At 35.6% G+C, this 22141-nt stretch carries 20 protein-coding genes; 12 read left to right on the top strand and 8 right to left on the bottom strand.

All coding sequences use genetic code 11. From position 1 onward, the window contains the following. Positions 1 to 23: 23 nt before the first annotated feature. On the bottom strand, positions 24 to 1040 hold the full coding sequence (locus FOT98_RS18790; protein ID WP_063261606.1) for an LCP family protein: 1017 nt from the start codon (positions 1038 to 1040) through the stop codon (positions 24 to 26). Positions 1041 to 1227: 187 nt separating this feature from the next. Continuing rightward, entirely contained in the window at positions 1228 to 2406 is a 1179-nt protein-coding gene (locus FOT98_RS18785; protein ID WP_063261605.1) for a NupC/NupG family nucleoside CNT transporter, read from the bottom strand. A gap of 91 nt (positions 2407 to 2497) precedes the next feature. Between FOT98_RS18785 and gloA2 the strand changes: the two genes are divergently transcribed. From gloA2 to aspA, 3 genes are all read left to right on the top strand, one after another. Continuing rightward, positions 2498 to 2884: an SMU1112c/YaeR family gloxylase I-like metalloprotein gene (gloA2, locus tag FOT98_RS18780; protein WP_063261604.1), complete on the top strand. Its 387-nt coding sequence runs from the start codon at positions 2498 to 2500 to the stop codon at positions 2882 to 2884. Between the two features lie 107 nt (positions 2885 to 2991). After that, positions 2992 to 4290, top strand: coding sequence for a hemolysin family protein (locus tag FOT98_RS18775; RefSeq protein ID WP_063261603.1), 1299 nt, complete (start codon positions 2992 to 2994; stop codon positions 4288 to 4290). 276 nt (positions 4291 to 4566) lie between these two features. After that, on the top strand, positions 4567 to 6000 hold the full coding sequence (aspA, locus tag FOT98_RS18770; RefSeq protein ID WP_063261602.1) for an aspartate ammonia-lyase: 1434 nt from the start codon (positions 4567 to 4569) through the stop codon (positions 5998 to 6000). A 40-nt stretch (positions 6001 to 6040) separates the two neighbouring features. On the opposite strand, the gene FOT98_RS18765 is transcribed toward aspA, so the two are convergent. Continuing rightward, positions 6041 to 7660 carry an L-lactate permease gene (locus FOT98_RS18765; protein WP_063261601.1) on the bottom strand — a complete coding sequence of 540 codons (1620 nt, stop codon included), beginning with the start codon at positions 7658 to 7660 and terminating at the stop codon, positions 6041 to 6043. Between the two features lie 894 nt (positions 7661 to 8554). On the opposite strand from FOT98_RS18765, the gene FOT98_RS18760 reads away from it, so the two are divergent. Beyond that, complete coding sequence (locus FOT98_RS18760) at positions 8555 to 8842, top strand: ArsR/SmtB family transcription factor (protein WP_000081429.1); 288 nt, start codon at positions 8555 to 8557, stop codon at positions 8840 to 8842. A gap of 191 nt (positions 8843 to 9033) precedes the next feature. Then, positions 9034 to 9213, top strand: coding sequence for an acid-soluble spore protein H (locus FOT98_RS18755; protein ID WP_000382683.1), 180 nt, complete (start codon positions 9034 to 9036; stop codon positions 9211 to 9213). Between the two features lie 39 nt (positions 9214 to 9252). On the opposite strand, the gene FOT98_RS18750 is transcribed toward FOT98_RS18755, so the two are convergent. Both FOT98_RS18750 and FOT98_RS18745 read right to left on the bottom strand, forming a co-directional pair. Further along, on the bottom strand, positions 9253 to 10602 hold the full coding sequence (locus FOT98_RS18750; protein WP_063261600.1) for a peptide MFS transporter: 1350 nt from the start codon (positions 10600 to 10602) through the stop codon (positions 9253 to 9255). A 380-nt stretch (positions 10603 to 10982) separates the two neighbouring features. Further along, positions 10983 to 11948, bottom strand: coding sequence for an ABC transporter substrate-binding protein (locus FOT98_RS18745; protein ID WP_063261599.1), 966 nt, complete (start codon positions 11946 to 11948; stop codon positions 10983 to 10985). Positions 11949 to 12110: 162 nt separating this feature from the next. On the opposite strand from FOT98_RS18745, the gene FOT98_RS18740 reads away from it, so the two are divergent. The 3 genes from FOT98_RS18740 to FOT98_RS18730 are packed head-to-tail and all read left to right on the top strand — an operon-like array spanning position 12111 to position 15004. Next, the gene (locus FOT98_RS18740) at positions 12111 to 13115 is read left to right on the top strand and encodes a FecCD family ABC transporter permease (RefSeq protein WP_063261598.1); all 1005 of its coding nucleotides are present in this window, start codon (positions 12111 to 12113) and stop codon (positions 13113 to 13115) included. Continuing rightward, positions 13112 to 14170 (top strand): FecCD family ABC transporter permease, encoded by a 1059-nt coding sequence (locus tag FOT98_RS18735; protein ID WP_063261597.1) that lies wholly within the window; start codon positions 13112 to 13114, stop codon positions 14168 to 14170. The genes FOT98_RS18740 and FOT98_RS18735 overlap by 4 nt, the downstream gene beginning before the upstream one ends. A 12-nt stretch (positions 14171 to 14182) precedes the next feature. Continuing rightward, entirely contained in the window at positions 14183 to 15004 is an 822-nt protein-coding gene (locus FOT98_RS18730) for an ABC transporter ATP-binding protein (protein ID WP_063261596.1), read from the top strand. 31 nt (positions 15005 to 15035) lie between these two features. On the opposite strand, the gene FOT98_RS18725 is transcribed toward FOT98_RS18730, so the two are convergent. Further along, positions 15036 to 15767, bottom strand: a complete 732-nt coding sequence (locus FOT98_RS18725) for a class I SAM-dependent DNA methyltransferase (RefSeq protein WP_063261595.1) — start codon at positions 15765 to 15767, stop codon at positions 15036 to 15038. 213 nt (positions 15768 to 15980) lie between these two features. Between FOT98_RS18725 and FOT98_RS18720 the strand changes: the two genes are divergently transcribed. From FOT98_RS18720 to FOT98_RS18705, 4 genes are all read left to right on the top strand, one after another. After that, the gene (locus FOT98_RS18720; protein WP_000095914.1) at positions 15981 to 17171 is read left to right on the top strand and encodes a glycine C-acetyltransferase; all 1191 of its coding nucleotides are present in this window, start codon (positions 15981 to 15983) and stop codon (positions 17169 to 17171) included. A gap of 44 nt (positions 17172 to 17215) precedes the next feature. Next, entirely contained in the window at positions 17216 to 18181 is a 966-nt protein-coding gene (locus FOT98_RS18715) for an L-threonine 3-dehydrogenase (protein ID WP_063261594.1), read from the top strand. A gap of 111 nt (positions 18182 to 18292) precedes the next feature. Beyond that, positions 18293 to 18835 (top strand): orotate phosphoribosyltransferase, encoded by a 543-nt coding sequence (pyrE, locus tag FOT98_RS18710; protein ID WP_063261593.1) that lies wholly within the window; start codon positions 18293 to 18295, stop codon positions 18833 to 18835. After that, the gene (locus FOT98_RS18705; protein ID WP_063261592.1) at positions 18822 to 19244 is read left to right on the top strand and encodes an NUDIX hydrolase; all 423 of its coding nucleotides are present in this window, start codon (positions 18822 to 18824) and stop codon (positions 19242 to 19244) included. Before pyrE ends, FOT98_RS18705 begins: the two co-directional genes overlap by 14 nt. 39 nt (positions 19245 to 19283) lie before the next feature. Here the strand turns inward: FOT98_RS18705 and FOT98_RS18700 are convergent, their stop codons facing one another. Next, entirely contained in the window at positions 19284 to 21167 is a 1884-nt protein-coding gene (locus FOT98_RS18700; protein ID WP_063261591.1) for a vWA domain-containing protein, read from the bottom strand. A gap of 3 nt (positions 21168 to 21170) precedes the next feature. Next, a complete protein-coding gene (locus FOT98_RS18695; RefSeq protein WP_060629515.1) occupies positions 21171 to 22064 on the bottom strand; it encodes an ATP-binding protein in 894 nt (297 codons plus the stop codon). Between the last annotated feature and the right edge of the window lie 77 nt (positions 22065 to 22141).

The raw sequence follows: 22141 nt of genomic DNA, 5'->3' as shown, positions 1-22141 counted from the left end.
AGAAAGATCTAGCAGCCTTTTTATTATAATTTTTTATGTTCATTTTTATTCGTAACACCGAGATGTTCTTGTAATGTTGTCGAAATGTTATTGACGCTTTTTTCGTTTGGAACGTAATAATAAATACCGTCTATATATTTATCAGTACCTTCTACTTGCATTTTGTCCATTTTTAAATTAGAATCCATTGAATTCTTGGCAATGGTCATCATATCGTCAAAAGTTAAATTTGTTTTTAAGTCTTTATCAACAGCGTCTAGTAGACCACCGATTTTATTAATGGAATTAAGCGATAATGCTTTTTGAGCAATGGCTTCTAAAACAAGTTGTTGTCGTTGACCGCGCATATAATCACTGTCGATATGACGAGTTCTAGCTAGTGCTAATGCTTCTTCTCCATTTAAATGTTGACGTCCTTTTTTCAGATGAATGGCATCTGCTTCGTCTTTACTATTTTGTTCCGTAAACTCAACCGGAACATCGACAGTAATACCACCAAGGGAGTCGACAATTTTAATAAATGATTTAAAGTTGAATTTTACATAGTAATCAACTGGAACATCTAAAAAGTTCTCTACGGTATCAATCGTGCTGTCTACACCACCGAATACGTGCGCGTGTGTAATTTTATCGTATTTATCACGTGATTTAATGAAGACACGTGAGTCACGTGGAATACTGACAAGTTTAACAGATTTGTCGTTTTTATTAATTGTTGCAAGTAATAGAGCATCCGTGCGAGTTGCTTTTCCGTAATTCTTATCCCTAATCTCACTTTCATCAACACCCATAATAAGTACGGAAATGTTGTCAGTCATAGGTTTCACGGCTTTTTCACGCTTGCTGGATTTGTCCCCGCGGCCCAGTTCAGAATAAGCATTATTTAATACAGACTTTGCTTTACTGTATATATGGAAGGAATAGCCTCCTGCTCCAAGTGCTATAATCAGTAATGGAATAAGAAGGAACCAAAGGAGTCGTTTTTTCTTTGAGCGTCCTTTTTTGGCTCGAGTATCTTTGTTCATATCGGATTTCATCATTTTTTCTCCTTTAAAGCTATCAAAGTGTATACATCTAGAAGCGCATTCAAACACATAAAAAATATTGTACGCTAAATAAAAGCGATTGTACATGTATAAAAAATAGATGTCTTGATTATTTATAAAGACATCTATTCGTTATTGTATACAAAAGATAGGGATAAGAAAATGATAAAATTTTACCTGATTACAACATAATGCTTACGATAATTGCAGATAAAATGCTAACGAGAGTAGCTCCGTATAGTAATTTAAGGCCAAATCTGGCAACGACGTTTCCTTGTTCTTCGTTTAATCCTTTTACCGCACCTGAAATAATGCCGATAGAAGAAAAGTTGGCAAAAGAAACGAGGAAAACAGAAATAATACCAACTGTACGGGGAGAAAGACTATTAGAAATTTTACTAAGGTCCATCATCGCTACAAATTCATTCGTCACAAGCTTTGTTGCCATAATGCTACCAGCTGTGACAATTTCAGAACTTGGTACACCGATAAGGAATGCAATAGGCGCAAAGACGTACCCAATTAATTGCTGGAAAGTAATGCCGAATATAATGAGGAATAGGTCATTTATGCAACTCATTAATGCGACGAATCCGATGAGCATAGCGCCGACAACAATAGCTACGCGAAAACCATCTAGAATGTATTCTCCAAGCATTTCAAAAAAGCTTTGTTTTTCGCCTTTAATTTCTAAAATATCTTCGTCATCTTTAACGTCGTAAGGATTAATGATGAGTACGATAATAAACCCGCTAAATAAATTGAGAACGAGTGCGGTTACTACATATTTAGGCTCGATCATTGTCATATAGGCACCTACGATAGACATAGATACGGTTGACATGGCAGAAGCGCAAAGTGTATAAAGGCGGTGTTTTGGAATTTGAGCTAATTGTTTTTTTACCGTAATAAATACTTCAGATTGGCCGACAATGGCAGAGGCGATAGCGTTGTAAGATTCTAATTTCCCAAGACCATTTATTTTACTAAGGAAGTAACCGATCCAATGAATGAAAAATGGTAGTATTTTGAAATGTTGTAGTATGCCAATTAAGACAGAAATGAAGACAATTGGTAATAATACAGTAAGGAAAAATGGCATTTCACCTTTATTGGCAAGCCCCCCAAATACGAAGTTTATACCATCAGCGGCATACTCGAGTAGCTTTGTAAACAGACTGGAAATGACCCGAATAAGTATGAGACCGATTTCTGTATTTAATAATAAATAGGTTAAAATTAACTGTATAATAAGCATGATGAAAATTGGTTTAAATTTAATATGTTTCTTATTGTTGCTAGCAATATAAGCAAGGAAGAAAACAACGATAAGTCCCACGAAAAAAGTAATAAATTTCATAGTAAGCCCCCTAAAAGAGATATTCTGCTATATATGTTTTTCATTTCAAGGGAGAATATGCATCTTTGGTAAAGAAAGGAATAGAGAGAACATGAATATATGTAGAGTGCACCACGTTGCAATTATTTGTTCAAATTATGAAACGTCAAAGGATTTTTATACTCGGATATTAGGTTTTAAAGCGATAAATGAAGTATATAGAAAGGAACGAGATTCTTATAAGTTAGATTTATGTGTAGGGGAAGAGTATCAAATTGAATTATTTTCATTTCCAAGTCCGCCTGAGCGCCCAAGTTTCCCGGAAGCGGCTGGACTTAGACACTTAGCATTTGCTGTTACAAATATAGGAGAAGCTGTGAAACATTTAAATGAATGTGGTGTAGAGACTGAATCGATACGTATGGATGAAATAACCGGAAAAAAATTCGTCTTTTTCCAGGACCCTGATGGACTACCTTTAGAATTGTATGAGGTTTGAAATTGGTGAATTTTATATAGGGTTGCTTTTGCGTAAATGAAGAAACTAAAGTGAAACTTCTTTTTTAAAGGAGGTGTAACTTTAGCTAAGAAAGCTAAAGGGTATATGTGGATATTTTAAAATTACTGATGGTAGTCATTCTTATTGCATTAACAGGTTTTTTTGTAGCTGTTGAGTTTGCAATTATTAAGGTGCGTAGCAGTCGTATTGATCAACTCGTTAGTGAAAAACGACGAGGAGCATTGGCAGCAAAAAAAGTAACTTCGAATTTAGATGAATATTTATCAGCATGTCAGTTAGGTATTACAATTACTGCTTTAGGGCTTGGGTGGTTAGGCGAGCCGACTATAAAACATTTACTCGAGCCGTTATTTTTAAAACTACACTTATCTCCTGCAATTGCAAGTACAGTTTCGTTTATTATTGCCTTTGCAGTGATTACGTTTTTACATGTTGTCATTGGTGAACTTGCTCCGAAGACGCTCGCTATACAAAGGGCAGAGCAAGTTAGCTTATTATTATCGAAGCCAATTATTTACTTTTACCGAGTAATGTATCCGTTCATTTGGGCTTTAAATGGTTCAGCAAGGCTTGTAACTGGTTTATTCGGATTACATCCGGCTTCTGAACATGAAGTAGCTCATTCGGAGGAAGAATTACGATTAATCTTATCTGAGAGTTATGAGAGTGGAGAGATTAATCAAAGGGAATTTAAATATGTAAATAATATTTTTGAATTTGATAATAGAGTCGCAAAGGAAATTATGGTGCCTCGTACGGAAATTGTAGGTTTATATGAGGACGAATCATTTGAAACACATATTAAAATAATCGCACAAGAAAAATATACGAGGTATCCCGTATTTGGGGAAGATAAAGATGAAATTGTTGGGATGGTTAATGTAAAGGATTTATTTATTCGTTATATGGATGGTAATCGAGATGAGGAGTGCTCGATTATAACGTATACAAGGCCAGTTATTGAAGTACTAGAAAATATTCCTATACATGATTTGCTATTACAAATGCAGAGAAAACGAATCCCATTAGCTGTATTATATGATGAATATGGTGGTACAGCAGGGATTGTTACATTAGAAGATATTTTAGAAGAAATTGTTGGAGAAATCCGAGATGAATACGATGAAGACGAGCATCCGCCTATAGAGCATATAAGTGAAGGGTGTAAAATCGTAGAGGGAAAAGTGCTTATTAGTGAAGTAAATGACTTATTTGGCATACACTTAATCGCTGATGATGTAGATACAATTGGTGGCTGGATTATGGTACAAAAACAAATCATTGCTGAAGGAGATGTTATTGAAAAACACGGCTTTTCTTTTAAAGTTCTCGAAAAGGATATGCATCAAATTAAACGAGTGGAAATAAAGAAGGTAGAAGAATGATTTTCTATAAATTGTTATCCCGCTATTTGTGGGCAGTAAGCCCCCCAACTCAAAATTTAGCGAAAGCGAAGAAATTAGGTGGGGGATGAACAAAATTCCCACTGATTAAGGTTTCACTTTATAAAAGGTATATATAGAAAAATAAATGTTTGCGCTTTCAAAAGAGGTGCTATATAGTGAAGGTGGATACTGAAAAATTTTTCTGAATGATACTCGTATTTTTAGATGGCGAATTTTTTAGATAAGGATTTAGAATGAAAAGCATAGGTGATGAAAATGATAGCAACGAAGGATATACGTATAGAAAAAGATTTTTTAGGTGAAAAGGAAGTACCGAGTGTAGCTTATTATGGTGTACAAACATTACGTGCTGTTGAAAACTTCCCGATTACAGGATATCGCATTCATCCGTCACTCATTACGGCAATGGCAATTGTGAAAAAAGCGGCGGCACTTGCAAATATGGATACTGGTTACTTAGCGAAAGACATTGGACATGAAATTGCAGAAGCAGCGCAAGAAATTGTTGATGGAAAATTCCATGATCAATTTATCGTAGATCCGATCCAAGGCGGTGCTGGAACTTCTATTAATATGAATACAAATGAAGTAATCGCGAATCGAGCGTTAGAACGTATGGGATATGAAAAAGGTGAGTATGCAAAAATTAGTCCAAACACGCATGTGAACATGGCTCAATCCACGAATGATGCGTTTCCAACAGGAATTCATATTGCAACTCTTATGATGTTAGAAGAACTTCTTATTACAATGGAAGAACTTCATGCTGCTTTCCGTGCAAAAGCAAAAGAGTTTGATCACGTCATTAAAATGGGACGTACACATTTACAAGATGCTGTTCCGATTCGTCTTGGACAAGAATTTGAAGCGTATAGCCGCGTGCTTGAGCGTGATATAAAAAGAATTAAACAGTCTCGCCAACATTTATATGAAGTGAACATGGGGGCGACAGCTGTTGGGACGGGATTAAATGCAAACCCTATGTACATTGAACAAGTGGTTAAACACTTGCGAACATTTAGCGGATTCCCACTTGTTGGTGCAGAGCATTTAGTTGATGCAACGCAAAACACAGACGCATACACAGAAGTATCTGCAGCATTAAAAGTATGTATGATGAATATGTCTAAAATTGCGAATGACCTTCGTATTATGGCATCTGGTCCACGTGTTGGATTGGCGGAAATTCAATTACCAGCTCGTCAACCAGGTTCATCTATTATGCCAGGGAAAGTAAATCCTGTTATGGCAGAAGTAATTAATCAAGTTGCTTTCCAAGTAATTGGTAATGATCATACAATTTGCTTAGCATCAGAAGCAGGACAATTAGAGTTAAACGTAATGGAGCCTGTACTCGTGTTTAATTTAATTCAATCTATTAGTATTATGAATAACGGATTCCGTGTATTCTGTGAATATTGTATTAAAGGAATTACAGCAAATGAAGAATTGCTGAAGCAATATGTAGAGAAGAGTGTTGGAATTATTACGGCAGTTAACCCTCATATTGGTTATGAAGCAGCATCTCGTATTGCGCGTGAAGCAATTGAAACAGGAAAATCTGTTAGGGAGTTATGTTTAGAACATGGTGTACTGACAGAAGAAGAATTGGATATTATTTTAGATCCATTCGAAATGACGCATCCTGAAATTGCTGGTGCTTCTTTACTAAAGAATAAGAAGATGTAATGTGAAAAAACACCGATCCATTTGGATCGGTGTTTTATTTTTAAAAGATATTAAATACAGAGTTTAATTGCAGTAAGCTAATAATAGCTAAGAAGATTAAACTGTATTTCATTGCTGTTTTAAATAGGGCAGATTCTTTACCAACTAGTCCAACTGCTGCACAAGCAACTGCTACAGATTGTGGTGAAACCATTTTTGCCATTGTACCACCTACTACGTTTAATGCAACAAGTGTAGAAGGAACGATGTTTAATTGATCTGCAGTTACTGCTTGAAGAGGTGCGAATAATGAACCACTTGATACTACTGATCCTGTAATGAATACGCCAATCCATCCTAAGATTGGAGAGAGAACTGGGAATGCATTACCAGTAGAAGAGAATGCAAGTCCAAGTGTAGATGACATACCAGAGTAGTTCTCTACGTAAGCTAAAGCGATAACGCTACAGATTGTATATACTGGAGCTTTTAGTTCTTTCATTGTTTCCACTACTAATTCTTTAACCATTTTACCTTTTACGCGGTACACGATAAGTGAAACGATAATCGCTAATACGATTGCAGTAGTTGTAGATGAGAATACATCAAATTTGAAAACAGCTGCGAAAGGTGTATCAGCTTTTGTAATAGGTGTAGTTTTCATAACAGCATTATGAAGACCAGGGAATTGAATGTTAAATACTAAGTTTGCTAGTGCGCCATCCGGAGCAAATAAAGCTTTAATTGGTTTTAAATTAAAGATTGTTACGAATGCAGTTAAGAATACGAATGGAGACCAAGCATATAAAATTTGATTGAATGTATGAGATACTTTTTCTTCTTGTTTTTCTTCTTTAGTAGAAGATTTTGGCTGCCAAACACGTAAGAATAATGCAAGAGAGATCATGCTTACAACGGCTGCGAAAATATTAGTAAGTTCTGCACCTAAGAAATAAGTTACAAGGAACTGAGTAACTGCGAAAGAAACACCACTTACAAGAATACCTTGCCAAGTCTCTTTAATACCTTTAATTCCATCAACCATTGATACAAGTAAGAAAGGTAAAACAATACTAATGAAAGGTAAAATAAGAACAGTTTGACGACCGATAGTTAATGCATCTAGTTCAGTTAATTGTGCTGGTACTGTAACTGGGATACCCATAGCACCCATAGCACCACCAGCGATGTTTGCTACTAAACAAATACCAGCTGCTTTTAATGGGTTAAAGCCCATACCTACTAGTAATGCAGCTGTAATAGCAACTGGAACCCCTAGACCAGCTGCGCCTTCTAAGAAAGCACCGAAAGAATAAGCGATTAATAATACTTGTAAACGTTGGTCATTTGTAATGCTTGAAATACTATCACGAATGACATTGAATTGCTCTGTTTTAACAGTTAATTTGTAAAGGAAAATTGCTGCGATAACGATAGTACAAATTGGATAAAATCCAGATAAAACACCGAATCCGGCAGATGCTACAGCTACAGTTGCTGGCATTTTATAAACGAATATAGCAAGAATAATAGCGACAATCACACTGTAAAGGCCAGCCATGTAACTTTTCATTTTCAGTCCCATTAAACAAATGATGAAGCAGAAAATTGGAAGTGCTGCGATTAGTGCAGATAACCAAATATTGTTTAATGGGTCATAAATTTGTGTCCAAGTACTCATAATAATGACAACTCCTATCTATTTTATGTGAAGAAATTCACATTATTTGTGAAACAATTCACAATCAACTTACATGCTTAGTATATTCTCCTTCAACACTATTGTCAACGTAAAAAAGTATAATTATTCCATAATAGTGTTAAAAGAAATACTTTGTTCATAAAGTAGACAAAAAGCACACTCGAATCTATTTGAGTGTGCTTTATAAAGTAAAGCTTTATCCCGCATTCGCCAAAATTTGAAATAGGATTCATATTATCCACTAATAGCAGGATAAATTATTTGCATATTCTTTTCTTTGTTTCTATATTATTGATCCTAAAGCTCTATGGTAGAGGCCGTCTTTGTATCGAATATGAAAGGATGGTGTAATTCTTAAGATTTGATAGGGAGCACAGACTGTCCCATTTGATCAAGTCAGAAAGGGACGGTAAATGCATTTAATAGGAAGTATTCCATCACAGTTCAAGCTATTGAACACGAATTAAAAGCAATAAGTTAATTTTTTTTGGTACGGTATCTTTTTTACTGAAAATTCCTTTTAGTGTAACAAAGAGGTTAAATATACTCCAACTACTTTACGAAAGGTTATCAATTATAGATGATATTTTACGATATTATTACTGCACGTTGCAGTGAGGTGAAAATATAACAAAAAGCCTGATAAAACAACGTTTACAAGCAAAGTATTTGGAGCCCGTTGTTTTGCTTTTTCGTTATATCATATAGTATAATATTCAAAATCAGCAAGGATTATTTCCTGAGTTCTTTGCTGGTTAAGATGGAAAAAATTTTCGGCTTTATAAGTTGATAAAGTTATGTCGTAACAGGAAATATAAGAACAGATATATAAATAAATAAAAAGAAAATAAAAACGAAAATGAGGGGAACTTTATGAGCCAAAATCAATTCGAATGTCGTATTTCAGAAGAAGATGTACAAATGTTAAGAGCGTTAGCGCATCCGTTACGTTTACGCCTAGTAATGGAACTAATGCAACGTGGAACTTGTAATGTAACACAATTACAGGAAGTGCTAGAAATTCCACAATCAACGGTTTCTCAACATTTAACGAAATTAAAACAAAATAAAGTAGTGCGCTTTGAAAGACGAGGACTAGAAGTGTATTATCAAATTCATAATGATAAAGTAAGTGAAGTTGTAAAAACATTATTTTCTTAAAATTTGAATATTATGGAAAAAGACGTGAGGGATATACGTCTTTTTTTATTTGTCAGAAAGGTAATAGGAAAGAAAATGTTAGCATGTAAGGAAGAAAAGGATATCAATTAACATGTTGCTATATGGAATATATTCTAAAGGGGAAAGAAAAGATAGAAAGGAGTGTAGTAAGTAAAAGGAGGAATAGTAGTATGGATGTAAAACGTGTGAAACAAATTTTATCTTCTTCAAGTAGAATTGACGTTACATATGAGGGCGTCCCAGTATGGATTGAGAGCTGTGACGAGCAGAGTGGAGTTGCTCAAGTGTATGATGTATCTAATCCTGGAGAAAGCGTTCACGTGAACGTGACGGCTTTAGAGGAGAAGTAATAGAAAAGACGCTTCTAGTATCTAGAAGCGTCTTCTTATTTATTCCATCATATGTGCAATTTTCTTAGAGAACATAAGAAGTACTAATCCGAGTACGATTACGATAACACCGATGCTTGCGAATACTTCTAAATATCCTAAAGATTGAGTGAAAGCAGCCAATTGTCCTGCTAATAAGTTTGCGAAGCCAGTACCAGCTAACCATACACCCATTAATAATGATGCTAATTTAACAGGAGCGATTGCACTTACCATAGATAATCCGATTGGTGACAAGAATAATTCACCGATTGTATGGAACATGTAAGTGAATACAATGAATAGTAAGTTTGCTTTCATTGCGATATTACCTTCATCGCTACCAGTTTTTAATACAGCTAAAGTTAAAACTAGGTACCCAATCCCTAGCAAGATCATACCAAATGCCATTTTTGTTGGGATTTTTAAGTCACCATTTTTCGTTTTTGAAAGTTTAATCCATAATGCAGAAACCGGTAATGCTAGTAAGATAATGAATAGTGGGTTTACAGATTGGAACCAAGGTGTTGGAATTGTAAATCCACCAATTGTACGATCCACGAACTTATCTGTGTAAAGTGTTAAAGAACTACCAGCTTGTTCAAATCCTGCCCAGAAGAATACAACGAAACAAGTTAAAATTAAAATTGCAGTAGTACGTTTTTTCTCTTGTGTTGTTAAAGGCTTTTTCTCAATTGCTTTTGCATTTTTTTCTTTAGATTTTTTACCGACAACAGTTGTTCCGATAGATCCTAAGTAACGAGGTGCTAAGAAATTAAAAGCAAGCTGTCCAATAATCATACCGATACAAGCTGTTAAGAAACCGTATCTATAATCTGCGAAGTAACCGCAAATGAATGGAGCAATAAGAGCCCCTAAGTTAATTCCCATGTAGAAGATAGTGAAGGCACTATCACGACGAGAATCGTTTTCGCTATATAATTGACCTAATAAAGTCGAAATATTTGGTTTGAAGAATCCGTTACCAATAACTAATAATCCTAATCCTAAAAATAGTCCAGTTTTAGTGTTCATTGAAAATAGTACAAAGTTACCAATTGCCATAATGATACCACCAATAGTAATGGCATGGCGCTTCGTAATGAAATGGTCAGTTAACCAACCACCGATAATTGGTGTGAAGTATACTAACATTGTGAAAATACCGTAAATTTGAACTGCAACTGCTTTATCAAATCCTAAACCGCCGCTTACTAAGCTCGTTGTTAAATAAAGAACTAATAAGCCACGCATTCCGTAATAACTAAATCTTTCCCATGCCTCTGTAAAGAACAACAAATATAATCCTGGTGGATGTTTTTTTGGTGATTGTTGCTCTCCAGCTTTGTCTAATTTTAAAGCTGCATCCATGTTTGTTTCCCCCTAATCCTGTATAACGGATATTTATGTAATCATTTTAATTTACAAAATATTTAGAAGTCAATAGAATTATATGGAAATAGAAAGAAAATTCCTAAAAAAATTCTATTTTTCTTCAACCGTTACTGTATTTTGCCCTGAAAACGAGATGATAAGCGTTTTCAAATGTAATAATTGAATTCTAAAAGAAAATAAAATAGTGATTAATCAGAAAATTTAGATTAAAATATTTATTCTGATATAGAGAAAATATATTCTATTTACTTTTATAATATAACATATTGGGAATAAAAATACAAAATGAAATAATGTGACATTTAAGTGAATCAAAAATAACCAGCTCCATAGAAGGGGAGCTGGTTAGAAAAATATTATTTAACGAAGCGTTTTTCGATATCATCTAATAGTAGGTTAGCGGCCATTACACCACCAGCTGTATTCCAAATAACATCGTCAACTTTGTATGCTTTACCATTCTTCACTGCATTTAAATTTTTAAATAGAGGATCATTTATATATTCTTTTTCTAATTCAGAACCTTTTTTCTCGTTGCCTTTATCGAATGTGAAGTAGAATAATACATCGCCATCCATTGCAGAAATACGTTCTTTAGATACGTTACGCTCTGCGAAGTCCTCTTTATTTTGATCACCAGGACGTTTAAATCCAAGTTCTTTTAAAATAACACCAGAGAATGTATCACCGTGATAAATACGAACATCACCAGGCATGAAGCGAACCATAGAGATTTCTTGATTTACTTTATCGCCTAGTTTAGCTTTTAATTCTTTCATACTTTTATCGTAATCAGCTAAAATCTTTTGACCTTCTTTTTCTTTATTTAATGCTTTTGCATAAAATTTGAAGTTATCTTTCCATTCACCACGTAGCGTTTCAGAGAACACAGTAGGTGCAATTGCTGTTAGTTGCTCGTACACTTTTTCGTGACGCATTTTGTTACCGATAATTAAGTCTGGTTTTAAAGATGCGATTGTTTCCACGTTCACTTGTCCTTCATCACCAACAACTTTTACATCTTTCATTTTATCTTTAATATGTGGATACCATGGATCACCAGTCCAAGATTTTACAGCCCCAATTGGTTTCACACCTAGTTCAAGTAAAGCTTCAGTTCCTTCATTTGTTAAAATAACTACACGTTTTGGATTAGCAGGAACTTCTGTTTTACCCATTGCGTGTTCCACCGTAATCATTTCTTTTTTCGTATCTTCTTTTGTTTCCTCTTTCGTATTTGATTTTCCACAAGCACTTAAAAGGAATGAAAAGGCTAGTAAAAATACAAATACTGTAAACGATTTCTTTCGTGTTAAATTCATTATGTACCCCCTACATACTGAGAAGTTTTTTCAATAGCAAGCATGATAATAATACTTCATGGTCCAATTGTCAATGAAAATAATTCTCAATATCGTTGACAATGAGAATTAAGTTGAAATACACTTACAACGTATCATTATACATTGAAGGGGAAACGCTGCATGTTATTAAAAACAAATCAAGCAAAATGGATTGGATTATTTGTTGGAATCATTGCGGTTGTTATTTGTATTTGGGGAAGTATTATTTTCGGATATACAAATACGAGCTGGAAATTAGCGTTAGATGCTTTTTTTCATTTTAATGGTTCTAATGAACATATTATTATTCAAAATGTGCGTCTACCAAGGGCATTAATTGCAGCTAGTGTCGGTGCTAGTTTAGCCATTGCAGGTTGTCTTATGCAAACTTTAACGAAGAATCCACTTGCCTCTCCAGATTTTATTGGATTAAATTCAGGTGCTGCGTTTTTCATAGTTGTAGCAATTGTTATTTTTTCCGTGACATCATTATCGGCTTTCACGTGGATTGCCTTTTTAGGGGCGGCAGTTGCAGCTGTACTTGTATTTGCGTCTAGTTCTTTAGGAAAAGAAGGGACAACGCCTCTTAAGCTAACATTAGCAGGGGTCGCAATTAGTGCGTTATTTTCATCATTAACACAAGGATTACTTGTGTTAAATGAAAAAGCGCTTGAAGAGGTATTATTTTGGCTTGCCGGATCTGTGCAAGGAAGAAAGTTAGAAATTTTACAATCTGTATTCCCGTATTTATTAGTAGGCTGGATCGCATCTCTTATGATGGCAGGGAAAGTAAATACATTAATGATGGGGGAAGACGTTGCAAAAGGACTTGGACAACGAACGATTTTAATGAAATCATTCGTACTACTTATTATTGTCCTGTTGTCTGGTGGTTCAGTTGCGGTCGCTGGTCCAATTGGATTTATTGGTATTGTTACTCCGCATTTTGCAAGATTTCTAGTTGGAGTAGATCATAGGTGGAGAGTACCGTATAGCGGGTTGTTAGGTGCAATACTATTAATCTTAGCTGATATAGCAGCAAGATATGTCATTATGCCACAAGAAGTACCAGTAGGGGTTATGACAGCATTTATCGGGGCCCCATTCTTTATTTATATTGCACGTAAGAGAGGGCTTAGCAAATGAAGAAGTATATTCCGTTTCGTATAGGAAAAGGCGGGCTCTCGTTTTTAATGTATAAACGAGCTTGTCTCGTCTTATTCAGTTTACTAGTTGTTTTAATAGGTTTATTTTTTGCGAGTGCAGGTATGGGAGACATGAAAATTGCTCCTTATGATGTATGGCAAGCGATTACTGGAAATGGCGATGCGATGTCAAATATGGTTGTAAATAAGTTTCGTATGCCGCGTATTTTGATTGCTATCCTTGTAGGAATCGCACTTGCTGTAGCAGGATGTATTTTACAAGGCCTCGTTCGAAATCCACTGGCTTCACCTGATATCATCGGGATTACAGGTGGTGCGAGTGTAGCAGTTGTATTATTTTTAGCTCTATTTAGTGATAAAAATAATGCGCTAACTGTAAGCATTCATTATATGCCGTTAGCAGCCTTTGCTGGAGCTACAATTGTAGCGCTTTTTGTATATTTATTCGCATGGAGAAATGATGGATTATCACCGATTAGTCTTGTTTTAATTGGTGTTGGTTTTTGGGCATTGACGAAAGCAGCAACGACTTTGTTTATGTTGTTAGCGCCAATTTATCAAGCGAGCCAAGCGAATGTATGGATTACAGGTACTGTTTACGGTTCTTCATGGCAAAACGTTATGGTACTTGCGCCGTGGGTTCTCATTTTAACGATAATATCATTTATAGCTGCTAGACATTTAAATGCTCAGGAGCTAGGGGATGATATTGCGGTAGGACTTGGTGTTCCTTTAACGAAGTCACGCGTATTCATGTTATTACTGAGTACAGCTTTAATTGGTGGAGCAGTTGCTTTCGCCGGAGGAATTGGATTTGTCGGTTTAATGGCGCCTCATATTTCACGAAGACTAGTTGGTTCTTTATACGGTGCATTACTCCCTGTTGCGGCGATTGTTGGTGCAATTTTAGTACTTGCTGCAGATTTAATTGGGCGTACAGTTTTCACACCACTTGAAATTCCAGCAGGGGTATTTACATCAGCAATTGGTGCACCTTATTTTATTTATTTACTTTATAAAAGTCGGAACTCATAAAGGGAGATGAATATGCAAAAAGCATTGGAGACGAAACGTTTGACGCTGTCTTATGGTGAAGCAATTATTATTGATGAGTTGAATTTAGAAATTCCAAAAGGCGAAATTACAATATTTATCGGTTCTAACGGTTGCGGGAAATCAACTTTATTACGTTCACTAGCTAGATTATTAAAGCCAACAACGGGTGATATTTTGTTAGATAATCAAGCAATTCAAAGTATGCAAACGAAGCAAATCGCTCGTCAAATGGCAATTTTACCACAAGGACCGCAAGCACCAGAAGGGCTTACAGTATTGCAACTTGTAAAACAAGGACGCTATCCATATCAAACGTGGCTGAAGCAATGGTCAGAAAAAGATGAGGAAATGGTACAAAAAGCCCTTGCAGCAACAGGTATGACAGAGTTTGCTGAGCGTGATGTGCATGCTCTTTCAGGTGGACAACGTCAACGTGCTTGGATTGCAATGACGCTTGCACAAGATACAGATATTATTTTACTGGATGAGCCTACTACATATTTAGATATGACTCACCAGATTGAAGTGCTAGATTTATTATTCGAATTAAATGAAACAGAACAAAGAACAATTGTTATGGTATTACACGATTTAAATTTAGCATGCCGCTATGCAGACAATATTGTAGCCATTCAAGATAAACAAATATATGCACAAGGTAAGCCGGAAGAAGTAGTAGATGAGAAGCTAGTACGTGATGTATTCCGAATGGAGTGTCAAATCAGTACGGATCCATTATTTGGGACGCCACTTTGTATCCCACATGGAAAAGGAAGACGTGTACGTAAAGAGGTTGCTCAAGTAATGAGATAATGAAAAAAGACGATGAGAATTCATCGTCTTTTTATTTTCGGCAAGAAAATAAGAGGAAGAGGGGAATACGTAACCGACGTTCATATTCTTTTCCACTCTGAAAATGGGTTTGATTGGGTGTAGCTTCTTTTATGTTTGTAATCGTAAATCCGGCTTGTTGTAACAATGTAAAATATTCTTCTGTTGTACGATGATATTTAATAACTTCTTGCTCAATCCAAGGTTCAACGCGTTTTCCCATTTTAAAATAATCATCGACGAGCCAGTTTGTTCTTTTCCCGCTCGTTTGCAAGCTTTCAAATGAAGAAGTAATAATAGGATGTTGAACGCTAAAGGTAAAGGTTCCATTTGTTTTTAAAGTTTCGTACACATTTTGAAAAATGATAGGAAGATGTTCAATATAATGTAAGGCGAGTCTAGATGTTACTAAATCAAAAGTAGCAGGAGGGTATGTGTAGTCTTTGAGGTTTAAAAAATGTACGGTCCCATTTTTATTTTCTAGTTGTTTTTTAGCTTTTTCATACATAAGTTCGGAGCCTTCAATACCAGTGTAAGAGTGGCAGCCTTTTTCTAATAACTCCTCACCGAATTTAGCGTCCCCGCAGCCTAAATCAAGGATTTGCTTTCCTTTCACATCACCAATGAGCTGAAAGAAGGCTGGTTTTTCAAGTGATTCATTTGGACTATTTTCTCTGTATCTTCGTTTCATATATTGTTTAAAAAATGCTTCGTTATTATATACATCAGATTCAGTAAATGCCATGATTGAAGCCCCCTTAAATATTTTTTTTATTCTACCAAATATGAAAAGTAAATGATAGATTTCTTGTAATGAATCATATATAATCTAAAATTGTAAGCGGTTACTTTAAACTATTTTTCTATAATAAATTCTGAAAACGTGTTAAGCTAGTAGAGGGATTATTAGAACTATTAAGACAATAATTCGCTTACATGAACGATGGGAGGCTTCACGATGTCTAGTAAAACACTTGCGAAATTTTTAGAAGAAAATTTAGAGGATTTAAAATCAAAGGGGCTTTATAACGTAATTGATCCGCTTGAGAGTTCAAATGGACCGATCATTACAATTGGCGGAAAAGAATATATTAACTTATCTTCAAACAACTATCTTGGATTAGCAACAGATAGCCGTTTGCAAGAAGCAGCAATTGGTGCTATTCATAAGTACGGCGTTGGAGCAGGAGCTGTTCGTACAATTAACGGTACTTTAGATTTGCATATTAAATTAGAAGAAACAATTGCAAAGTTTAAACATACAGAAGCAGCGATTGCCTATCAATCAGGATTTAACTGTAATATGGCAGCGATTTCAGCCGTTATGGATAAAAATGATGCCATTCTTTCAGATGAATTAAACCATGCTTCTATCATTGATGGTAGTCGTCTATCAAGAGCGAAAATCATCGTTTATAAGCATTCTGATATGGAAGATTTACGCCAAAAAGCAATCGCGGCGAAAGAATCAGGTCTTTACAATAAATTAATGGTAATTACAGACGGTGTCTTCTCAATGGATGGAGATGTTGCAAAACTACCAGAAATTGTTGAGATTGCAGAAGAATTAGATTTAATGACATACGTAGATGATGCACACGGTTCAGGTGTACTTGGTAAAGGTGCAGGAACTGTAAAACACTTCGGTCTGTCTGATAAAGTTGATTTCCAAATTGGTACATTATCAAAAGCAATTGGGGTAATTGGTGGATATGTAGCAGGGAAACAAAACTTAATTGATTGGTTAAAAGTTCGTTCACGTCCATTCTTATTCTCTACAGCATTAACACCAGCTGATGCAGCAGCTTGCATGAGATCAATTGAAATCTTAATGGAAAGCACAGAGTTGCACGATCGTTTATGGGAAAACGGTCGATATTTAAAACAAGGGTTAAAAGAACTTGGCTTTAATATCGGAGAAAGTGAAACGCCAATTACACCTTGTATTATTGGTGACGAAGTATTAACACAAGAATTTAGTAAACGTCTAAATGAAGAAGGCGTATATGCAAAATCTATCGTGTTCCCAACTGTAGCAAAAGGAACGGGACGCGTTCGTAATATGCCTACAGCAGCTCATACGAAAGAAATGTTAGATGAAGCAATTCGTAAGTATGAAAAAGTAGGGAAAGAAATGGGCATCATTTAAGTAACGACATCTTTTGAATAGCTTGCAAATGAGGAGTGGGGAAAATGAAAAAAATTCTAGTAACCGGTTCTTTAGGGCAAATTGGTTCTGAACTAGTAATGAAACTTCGTGATGTATACGGTGCATCAAATGTTATTGCAACAGATATTCGTGAAACAGATAGTGAAGTAGTAACGTCCGGTCCATTTGAAACGTTAGATGTAACAGATGGACAAAAACTACATGATATTGCAAAGCGTAATGAAGCAGATACAATTATTCATTTAGCAGCTTTACTTTCAGCAACAGCAGAAAAAAATCCGTTATTTGCTTGGAATTTAAATATGGGTGGACTTGTAAATGCATTAGAAGCAGCTCGTGAATTAAACTGTAAGTTTTTCACGCCAAGTTCTATCGGTGCATTCGGTCCATCAACGCCGAAAGATAATACGCCACAAGATACAATTCAGCGTCCTACTACGATGTATGGGGTAAACAAAGTAGCAGGAGAATTACTATGTGATTATTATCATCAAAAGTTTGGCGTAGATACGCGCGGTGTACGTTTCCCAGGTTTAATTTCTTACGTAGCTCCTCCAGGAGGCGGAACAACTGACTATGCAGTTGAAATTTATTATGAGGCGATTAAAAAAGGCACATACACCTCATACATTGCAGAAGGAACATACATGGATATGATGTATATGCCAGATGCTTTACAAGCGATCATTTCATTAATGGAAGCTGATCCAAGTAAACTTGTGCATAGAAACGCGTTCAATATTACAGCAATGAGCTTTGAGCCAGAGCAAATCGCAGCATCAATTCGTAAACACATCCCGACGTTTACAATGGATTACGCTGTAGATCCTGCTCGTCAAACAATCGCTGATAGCTGGCCAAACTCTATTGATGCAACAGCAGCAATGAACGAGTGGGGCTTTAAAGCAGAATACGATTTAGACAAAATGACAACCGACATGTTGGCTAAGTTAAAAAAAAAGCTCACAACTGAGTTAGTGATGAATTAATAGTAAGGGTCGATTCTTAGGAGTCGGCCCTTTTATTTGTATTTTAGAAATATACAAATAATTACAAGTGTGATAGAATGAGTTAATTTGTGCATAAAGGGGAGAGATACAATGGAGAAATGGGAGTTAGCAAAGGAAATTTACAATACGTCACGTTTAACGGGAACATTTAAACTTCGATCGGGACAAGTATCAAATCAATACTTTGATAAGTACTTATTTGAATCTAATCCAGTACTGTTATTAGAAATTGCTAAACAATTGAAAGAGCTCATTCCTCCAGAGACAGAAGTACTCGCGGGTTTAGAAATGGGAGGAATTCCAGTGGCAACAGCATTATCTTTACAAACAGGTATACCTGTTGTATTTGTAAGGAAAGAAGCGAAGAAGTACGGTACATGTAAGTTAGCAGAAGGCGTTGATATTACGGGGAAAAATGTTTGTGTTGTTGAAGATGTTATTACGACAGGCGGGCAAATATTATTAAGTACGAAAGATTTAAGGGAACTGGGTGCGAAAGTACACCATGTTCTAGGCGTCATTGAACGAACGAAAGAGGGAAGAGAAAACTTATTAGAAGATGGCTTACAGCTACATTCTTTATTTACAATGGATGAGTTAATCGAAGGAGAAAAGCAATATGCAAAGAGTTGACGTCGTATATGCATTAATACATGATGAAGAAACAGATAAGATATTAATGGTACATAATATAGAACAAAACGTTTGGTCACTGCCGGGTGGGGCTGTTGAAAAAGGTGAAATATTAGAGGAAGCACTAATAAGAGAAGTGAAAGAAGAGACAGGTTTAACAGCCGTGATAGGTGGACTTGTTGCAATCAATGAAAAATTCTTTGAAGCATCAGGGAATCATGCGATACTATTTACATTCCGAGCAAATGTAGTAAACGGTGAACTGATTGCGGAAGATGACGAAGAAATTTCTGCAATAGAGTGGGTGAACCGAACGGTTGCAAATGAACGATTCCCATTCTACGATGGAGGATTCGAGGCATTATTAGAAGTAGCCATTCCATACAAGTTTCAACCAGAAACAAAGTGATTGAATAGAAAAAACAGGAGCGTAAGGCTCCTGTTTTTTCTATTCAATCGTCTTCAGTAATAACTTTTTCAATAGTGGTTTAATCTTCAGACGTAAATCTTCAGCGTGATTTGCAACTAAGAAGTGATGGTTATAAATGTTCTTCATTAATTGATAAGTTGCTTCTTTTGCTTCGCCTTCTTCGATGAAGATTCCGATTACTTCCATACCACTTTTACGAGCAAGTTTGACAGCTTCATGCGTATCTAAAATACCATCTTGTTGATAGTCTAGCGCAGAAGGTTCACCGTCTGTAAAGACAAGTAAGAATTTATGCTTTTCTGGTCTTTTCGCAAGTTTTTCAGAAACGATACGAATAATATATCCGTCGCGGTTATCTTCTTCTTCGCGAAGCTGCATAATTTCGGGACCAACGTTTGGTAACGTTGAGTTTTTATACGTTACAACTTCATGGATAACGTTCGGCTTATCTTCAGGTTTAGCACTAGAAGCATCCTCCCAAAATCCGCTAATAGCATGCGGGATTTTTAAAGATTTCAACGCTTCATGGAATAGGACCACACTCTTTTTCGTTTCTTCCATTTTGTTATACATAGAACCAGAGCAGTCCACTAACAATTGGAATGCAACATCGAGTTCTTGTGATTCTTGTCCTTTTTTATAAAACATGCGCGGCTGCTTTTCAGTATAAATACGAAGGAATTTCTTACGAAGTCTTCCGTAGTATTTATCACTATTTGCATTCGTTTTATTTTCAATCGTTTTTTCGATAATTTTCTTTAATTCTTTTACATCTTTATTAACGACTGATTTGATAGCTTGGTAATCTTTTTTCTCATCGGTATTTGCCTTGCGAGCTTCTTTAAATGTATGAGAGGCACCAACGTTATACTTACCGTATGCACCGTCGTTTTGGCTAGAAGCGTGTGAAGCTCTTGCTTCTTCTGTATCAGCGCCATCAAAATTGGATTGTGTACTCTTTTGAGAAGTACCTTGTACAGAACCAAGTGCTTGGTCGCCATCTTCTGATTCACGAGCAGTATCGCCCATCATATTTGTTTTTGTTCCGCTTTCTAATTCGAAGCGTAAAAAGTTCTCGTTTTCGTTATTTTTATTTTCACGATGCCATGTCGAGAAACTTTCATCCATTTTGTTTTTGTTTTCATCGTCATCTATGAGCTGCGTATCATCATTTGCTAAATCTTCGACGCGACAGTTCTTTTCATCTGCAATGACAGATAAATAAAGTGGAGCATGTCCGAAATAATTATTTAGCATATCACTTTCAAGAATCTCCTCTAAGCGATAGCGAATCTTTTCAACGATATACATAATATCTTCCGTATTACGAGCTTGGAATGTTTCATGTAAAATTGCTTCAATTTGCTCGAAATATTCATTATTAAACATTTCATATTTATCGCTCGTTAATGAAAGATAGCAGAGACAAAATAGACGATCACCGTGATAGTTACGAACACGATTGATTTCATTTTGTGAGCCGAAGTAATTGCGATACATTTCTTTTCTTCTTTTAAAAACATGCTTTGTGCCAGGGCGTAAGTTTTTTACGATTTCCTCAACACGTAAATCTTCTAATAGAACAAATAATTGTGTTAAAAACTTTTTTAAAGGTGATTCTTGTAATTCAATCGCATAAGAACGAATTAAAGTCATGTCCGAGTAATGTTTATTACCAAGTGCTTTTAAAAACACTTCGCTTTTTAATCCGATTATTGTATCCTCTTCTTTTCGATCATCCCAAAAGTGACTAATGACAACCTTTTTTTCAATTTCGTCGTAGTATGCTTTATAGCCATACTCAAGGTAGGCATCGTCTTCTTTTAGAAGAGCATACATTAAGTTTTCCATTTGTAGAAACAGCGACGCATCAATTTTTTTGTCACTAAAAATTTGTCTCATGAATTATCCCTCAAAGAAATAACTTTCTGCTAATTCACGGACAGTCATTTGTTCTGTTTCATCGTTTAATTTTGCGATAATACTACGTTCAATTGCACGCATAACAGGGATATATACACCTAAATCACATGCATCGATAATGCCACGAATACTTGCTGCCTCTTCACTTACACGTCCATCACGAGCTAAGGGCATAAGGTCGCTTGCAAATGCAACGAACTTTTCAATTGTTGCAACATCATTTAATTTTGATTCAGCTAATAATAGTTCTTTTAATGTATCACCTTGAATGTAAGGAACTTCAATAATAACGAAACGGTTTTTTAATGCTTCATTTAGTTCACTTGTACCAACGTAACCTTCATTAATTGCCGCAATTACACGATACTCATCATCACCGTATACAACTTCTTGTGTAAATGGGTTTGTAATCATTTTACGATAATCTAACGCACCGTGAAGTAGTGGTAACGTTTCAGGTTTTGCCATATTGATTTCATCAATATATAGGAAATGACCGCTCTTCATTGCTTTCATAAGAGGACCGTTAACAAATGTAACTTCAGATGCGCCATCTTTCGTTTGAAGCGTGTTGTATCCTAAAATACCTTCTACATCTAGGTCAACAGAACAGTTAATGCTATGCATTGGTTTTTGGAATAAAGAAGAAAGAGTTTCCGCTAGTACTGTTTTACCACTACCAGTTGGTCCTTTTAATAGAATGTTTTTGCCAAGAAGAAGTGCTGTAATAGCATCTTCAATAATGCTGTTATCAGACGCCTTATATATTTTCTTACCAATTAAATGTGCATTTTCACCAGCTTCTTGCTTATTCTTTTCGTGAATGTTTGAGAGCTGTTGTTTTAAATCAGCATGTATATGAAATTGTTCTAACATGTATTTCCCACCTAACATTATTTTCATAAAGTAATACATCTTATGATAACTTGTTTTAATATGGTATGCAAAGAAAA

The organism is Bacillus sp. HY001 (genome assembly GCF_007558965.1).
Lineage (GTDB): Bacteria > Bacillota > Bacilli > Bacillales > Bacillaceae_G > Bacillus_A > Bacillus_A mobilis.
This window is presented reverse-complemented; position numbering and strand designations above follow the sequence as displayed.

What these genes read in the sequence shown, in the direction of transcription:
- FOT98_RS18790 (WP_063261606.1), bottom strand. Translation starts at nt 1,040, where the DNA reads ATGATGAAATCCGATATGAACAAAGATACTCGAGCCAAAAAAGGACGC.
- FOT98_RS18785 (WP_063261605.1), bottom strand. Translation starts at nt 2,406, where the DNA reads ATGAAATTTATTACTTTTTTCGTGGGACTTATCGTTGTTTTCTTCCTT.
- gloA2 (WP_063261604.1), top strand. Translation starts at nt 2,498, where the DNA reads ATGAATATATGTAGAGTGCACCACGTTGCAATTATTTGTTCAAATTAT.
- aspA (WP_063261602.1), top strand. Translation starts at nt 4,567, where the DNA reads ATGATAGCAACGAAGGATATACGTATAGAAAAAGATTTTTTAGGTGAA.
- FOT98_RS18765 (WP_063261601.1), bottom strand. Translation starts at nt 7,660, where the DNA reads ATGAGTACTTGGACACAAATTTATGACCCATTAAACAATATTTGGTTA.
- FOT98_RS18760 (WP_000081429.1), top strand. Translation starts at nt 8,555, where the DNA reads ATGAGCCAAAATCAATTCGAATGTCGTATTTCAGAAGAAGATGTACAA.
- FOT98_RS18755 (WP_000382683.1), top strand. Translation starts at nt 9,034, where the DNA reads ATGGATGTAAAACGTGTGAAACAAATTTTATCTTCTTCAAGTAGAATT.
- FOT98_RS18750 (WP_063261600.1), bottom strand. Translation starts at nt 10,602, where the DNA reads ATGGATGCAGCTTTAAAATTAGACAAAGCTGGAGAGCAACAATCACCA.
- FOT98_RS18745 (WP_063261599.1), bottom strand. Translation starts at nt 11,948, where the DNA reads ATGAATTTAACACGAAAGAAATCGTTTACAGTATTTGTATTTTTACTA.
- FOT98_RS18740 (WP_063261598.1), top strand. Translation starts at nt 12,111, where the DNA reads ATGTTATTAAAAACAAATCAAGCAAAATGGATTGGATTATTTGTTGGA.
- FOT98_RS18735 (WP_063261597.1), top strand. Translation starts at nt 13,112, where the DNA reads ATGAAGAAGTATATTCCGTTTCGTATAGGAAAAGGCGGGCTCTCGTTT.
- FOT98_RS18730 (WP_063261596.1), top strand. Translation starts at nt 14,183, where the DNA reads ATGCAAAAAGCATTGGAGACGAAACGTTTGACGCTGTCTTATGGTGAA.
- FOT98_RS18725 (WP_063261595.1), bottom strand. Translation starts at nt 15,767, where the DNA reads ATGGCATTTACTGAATCTGATGTATATAATAACGAAGCATTTTTTAAA.
- FOT98_RS18720 (WP_000095914.1), top strand. Translation starts at nt 15,981, where the DNA reads ATGTCTAGTAAAACACTTGCGAAATTTTTAGAAGAAAATTTAGAGGAT.
- FOT98_RS18715 (WP_063261594.1), top strand. Translation starts at nt 17,216, where the DNA reads ATGAAAAAAATTCTAGTAACCGGTTCTTTAGGGCAAATTGGTTCTGAA.
- pyrE (WP_063261593.1), top strand. Translation starts at nt 18,293, where the DNA reads ATGGAGAAATGGGAGTTAGCAAAGGAAATTTACAATACGTCACGTTTA.
- FOT98_RS18705 (WP_063261592.1), top strand. Translation starts at nt 18,822, where the DNA reads ATGCAAAGAGTTGACGTCGTATATGCATTAATACATGATGAAGAAACA.
- FOT98_RS18700 (WP_063261591.1), bottom strand. Translation starts at nt 21,167, where the DNA reads ATGAGACAAATTTTTAGTGACAAAAAAATTGATGCGTCGCTGTTTCTA.
- FOT98_RS18695 (WP_060629515.1), bottom strand. Translation starts at nt 22,064, where the DNA reads ATGTTAGAACAATTTCATATACATGCTGATTTAAAACAACAGCTCTCA.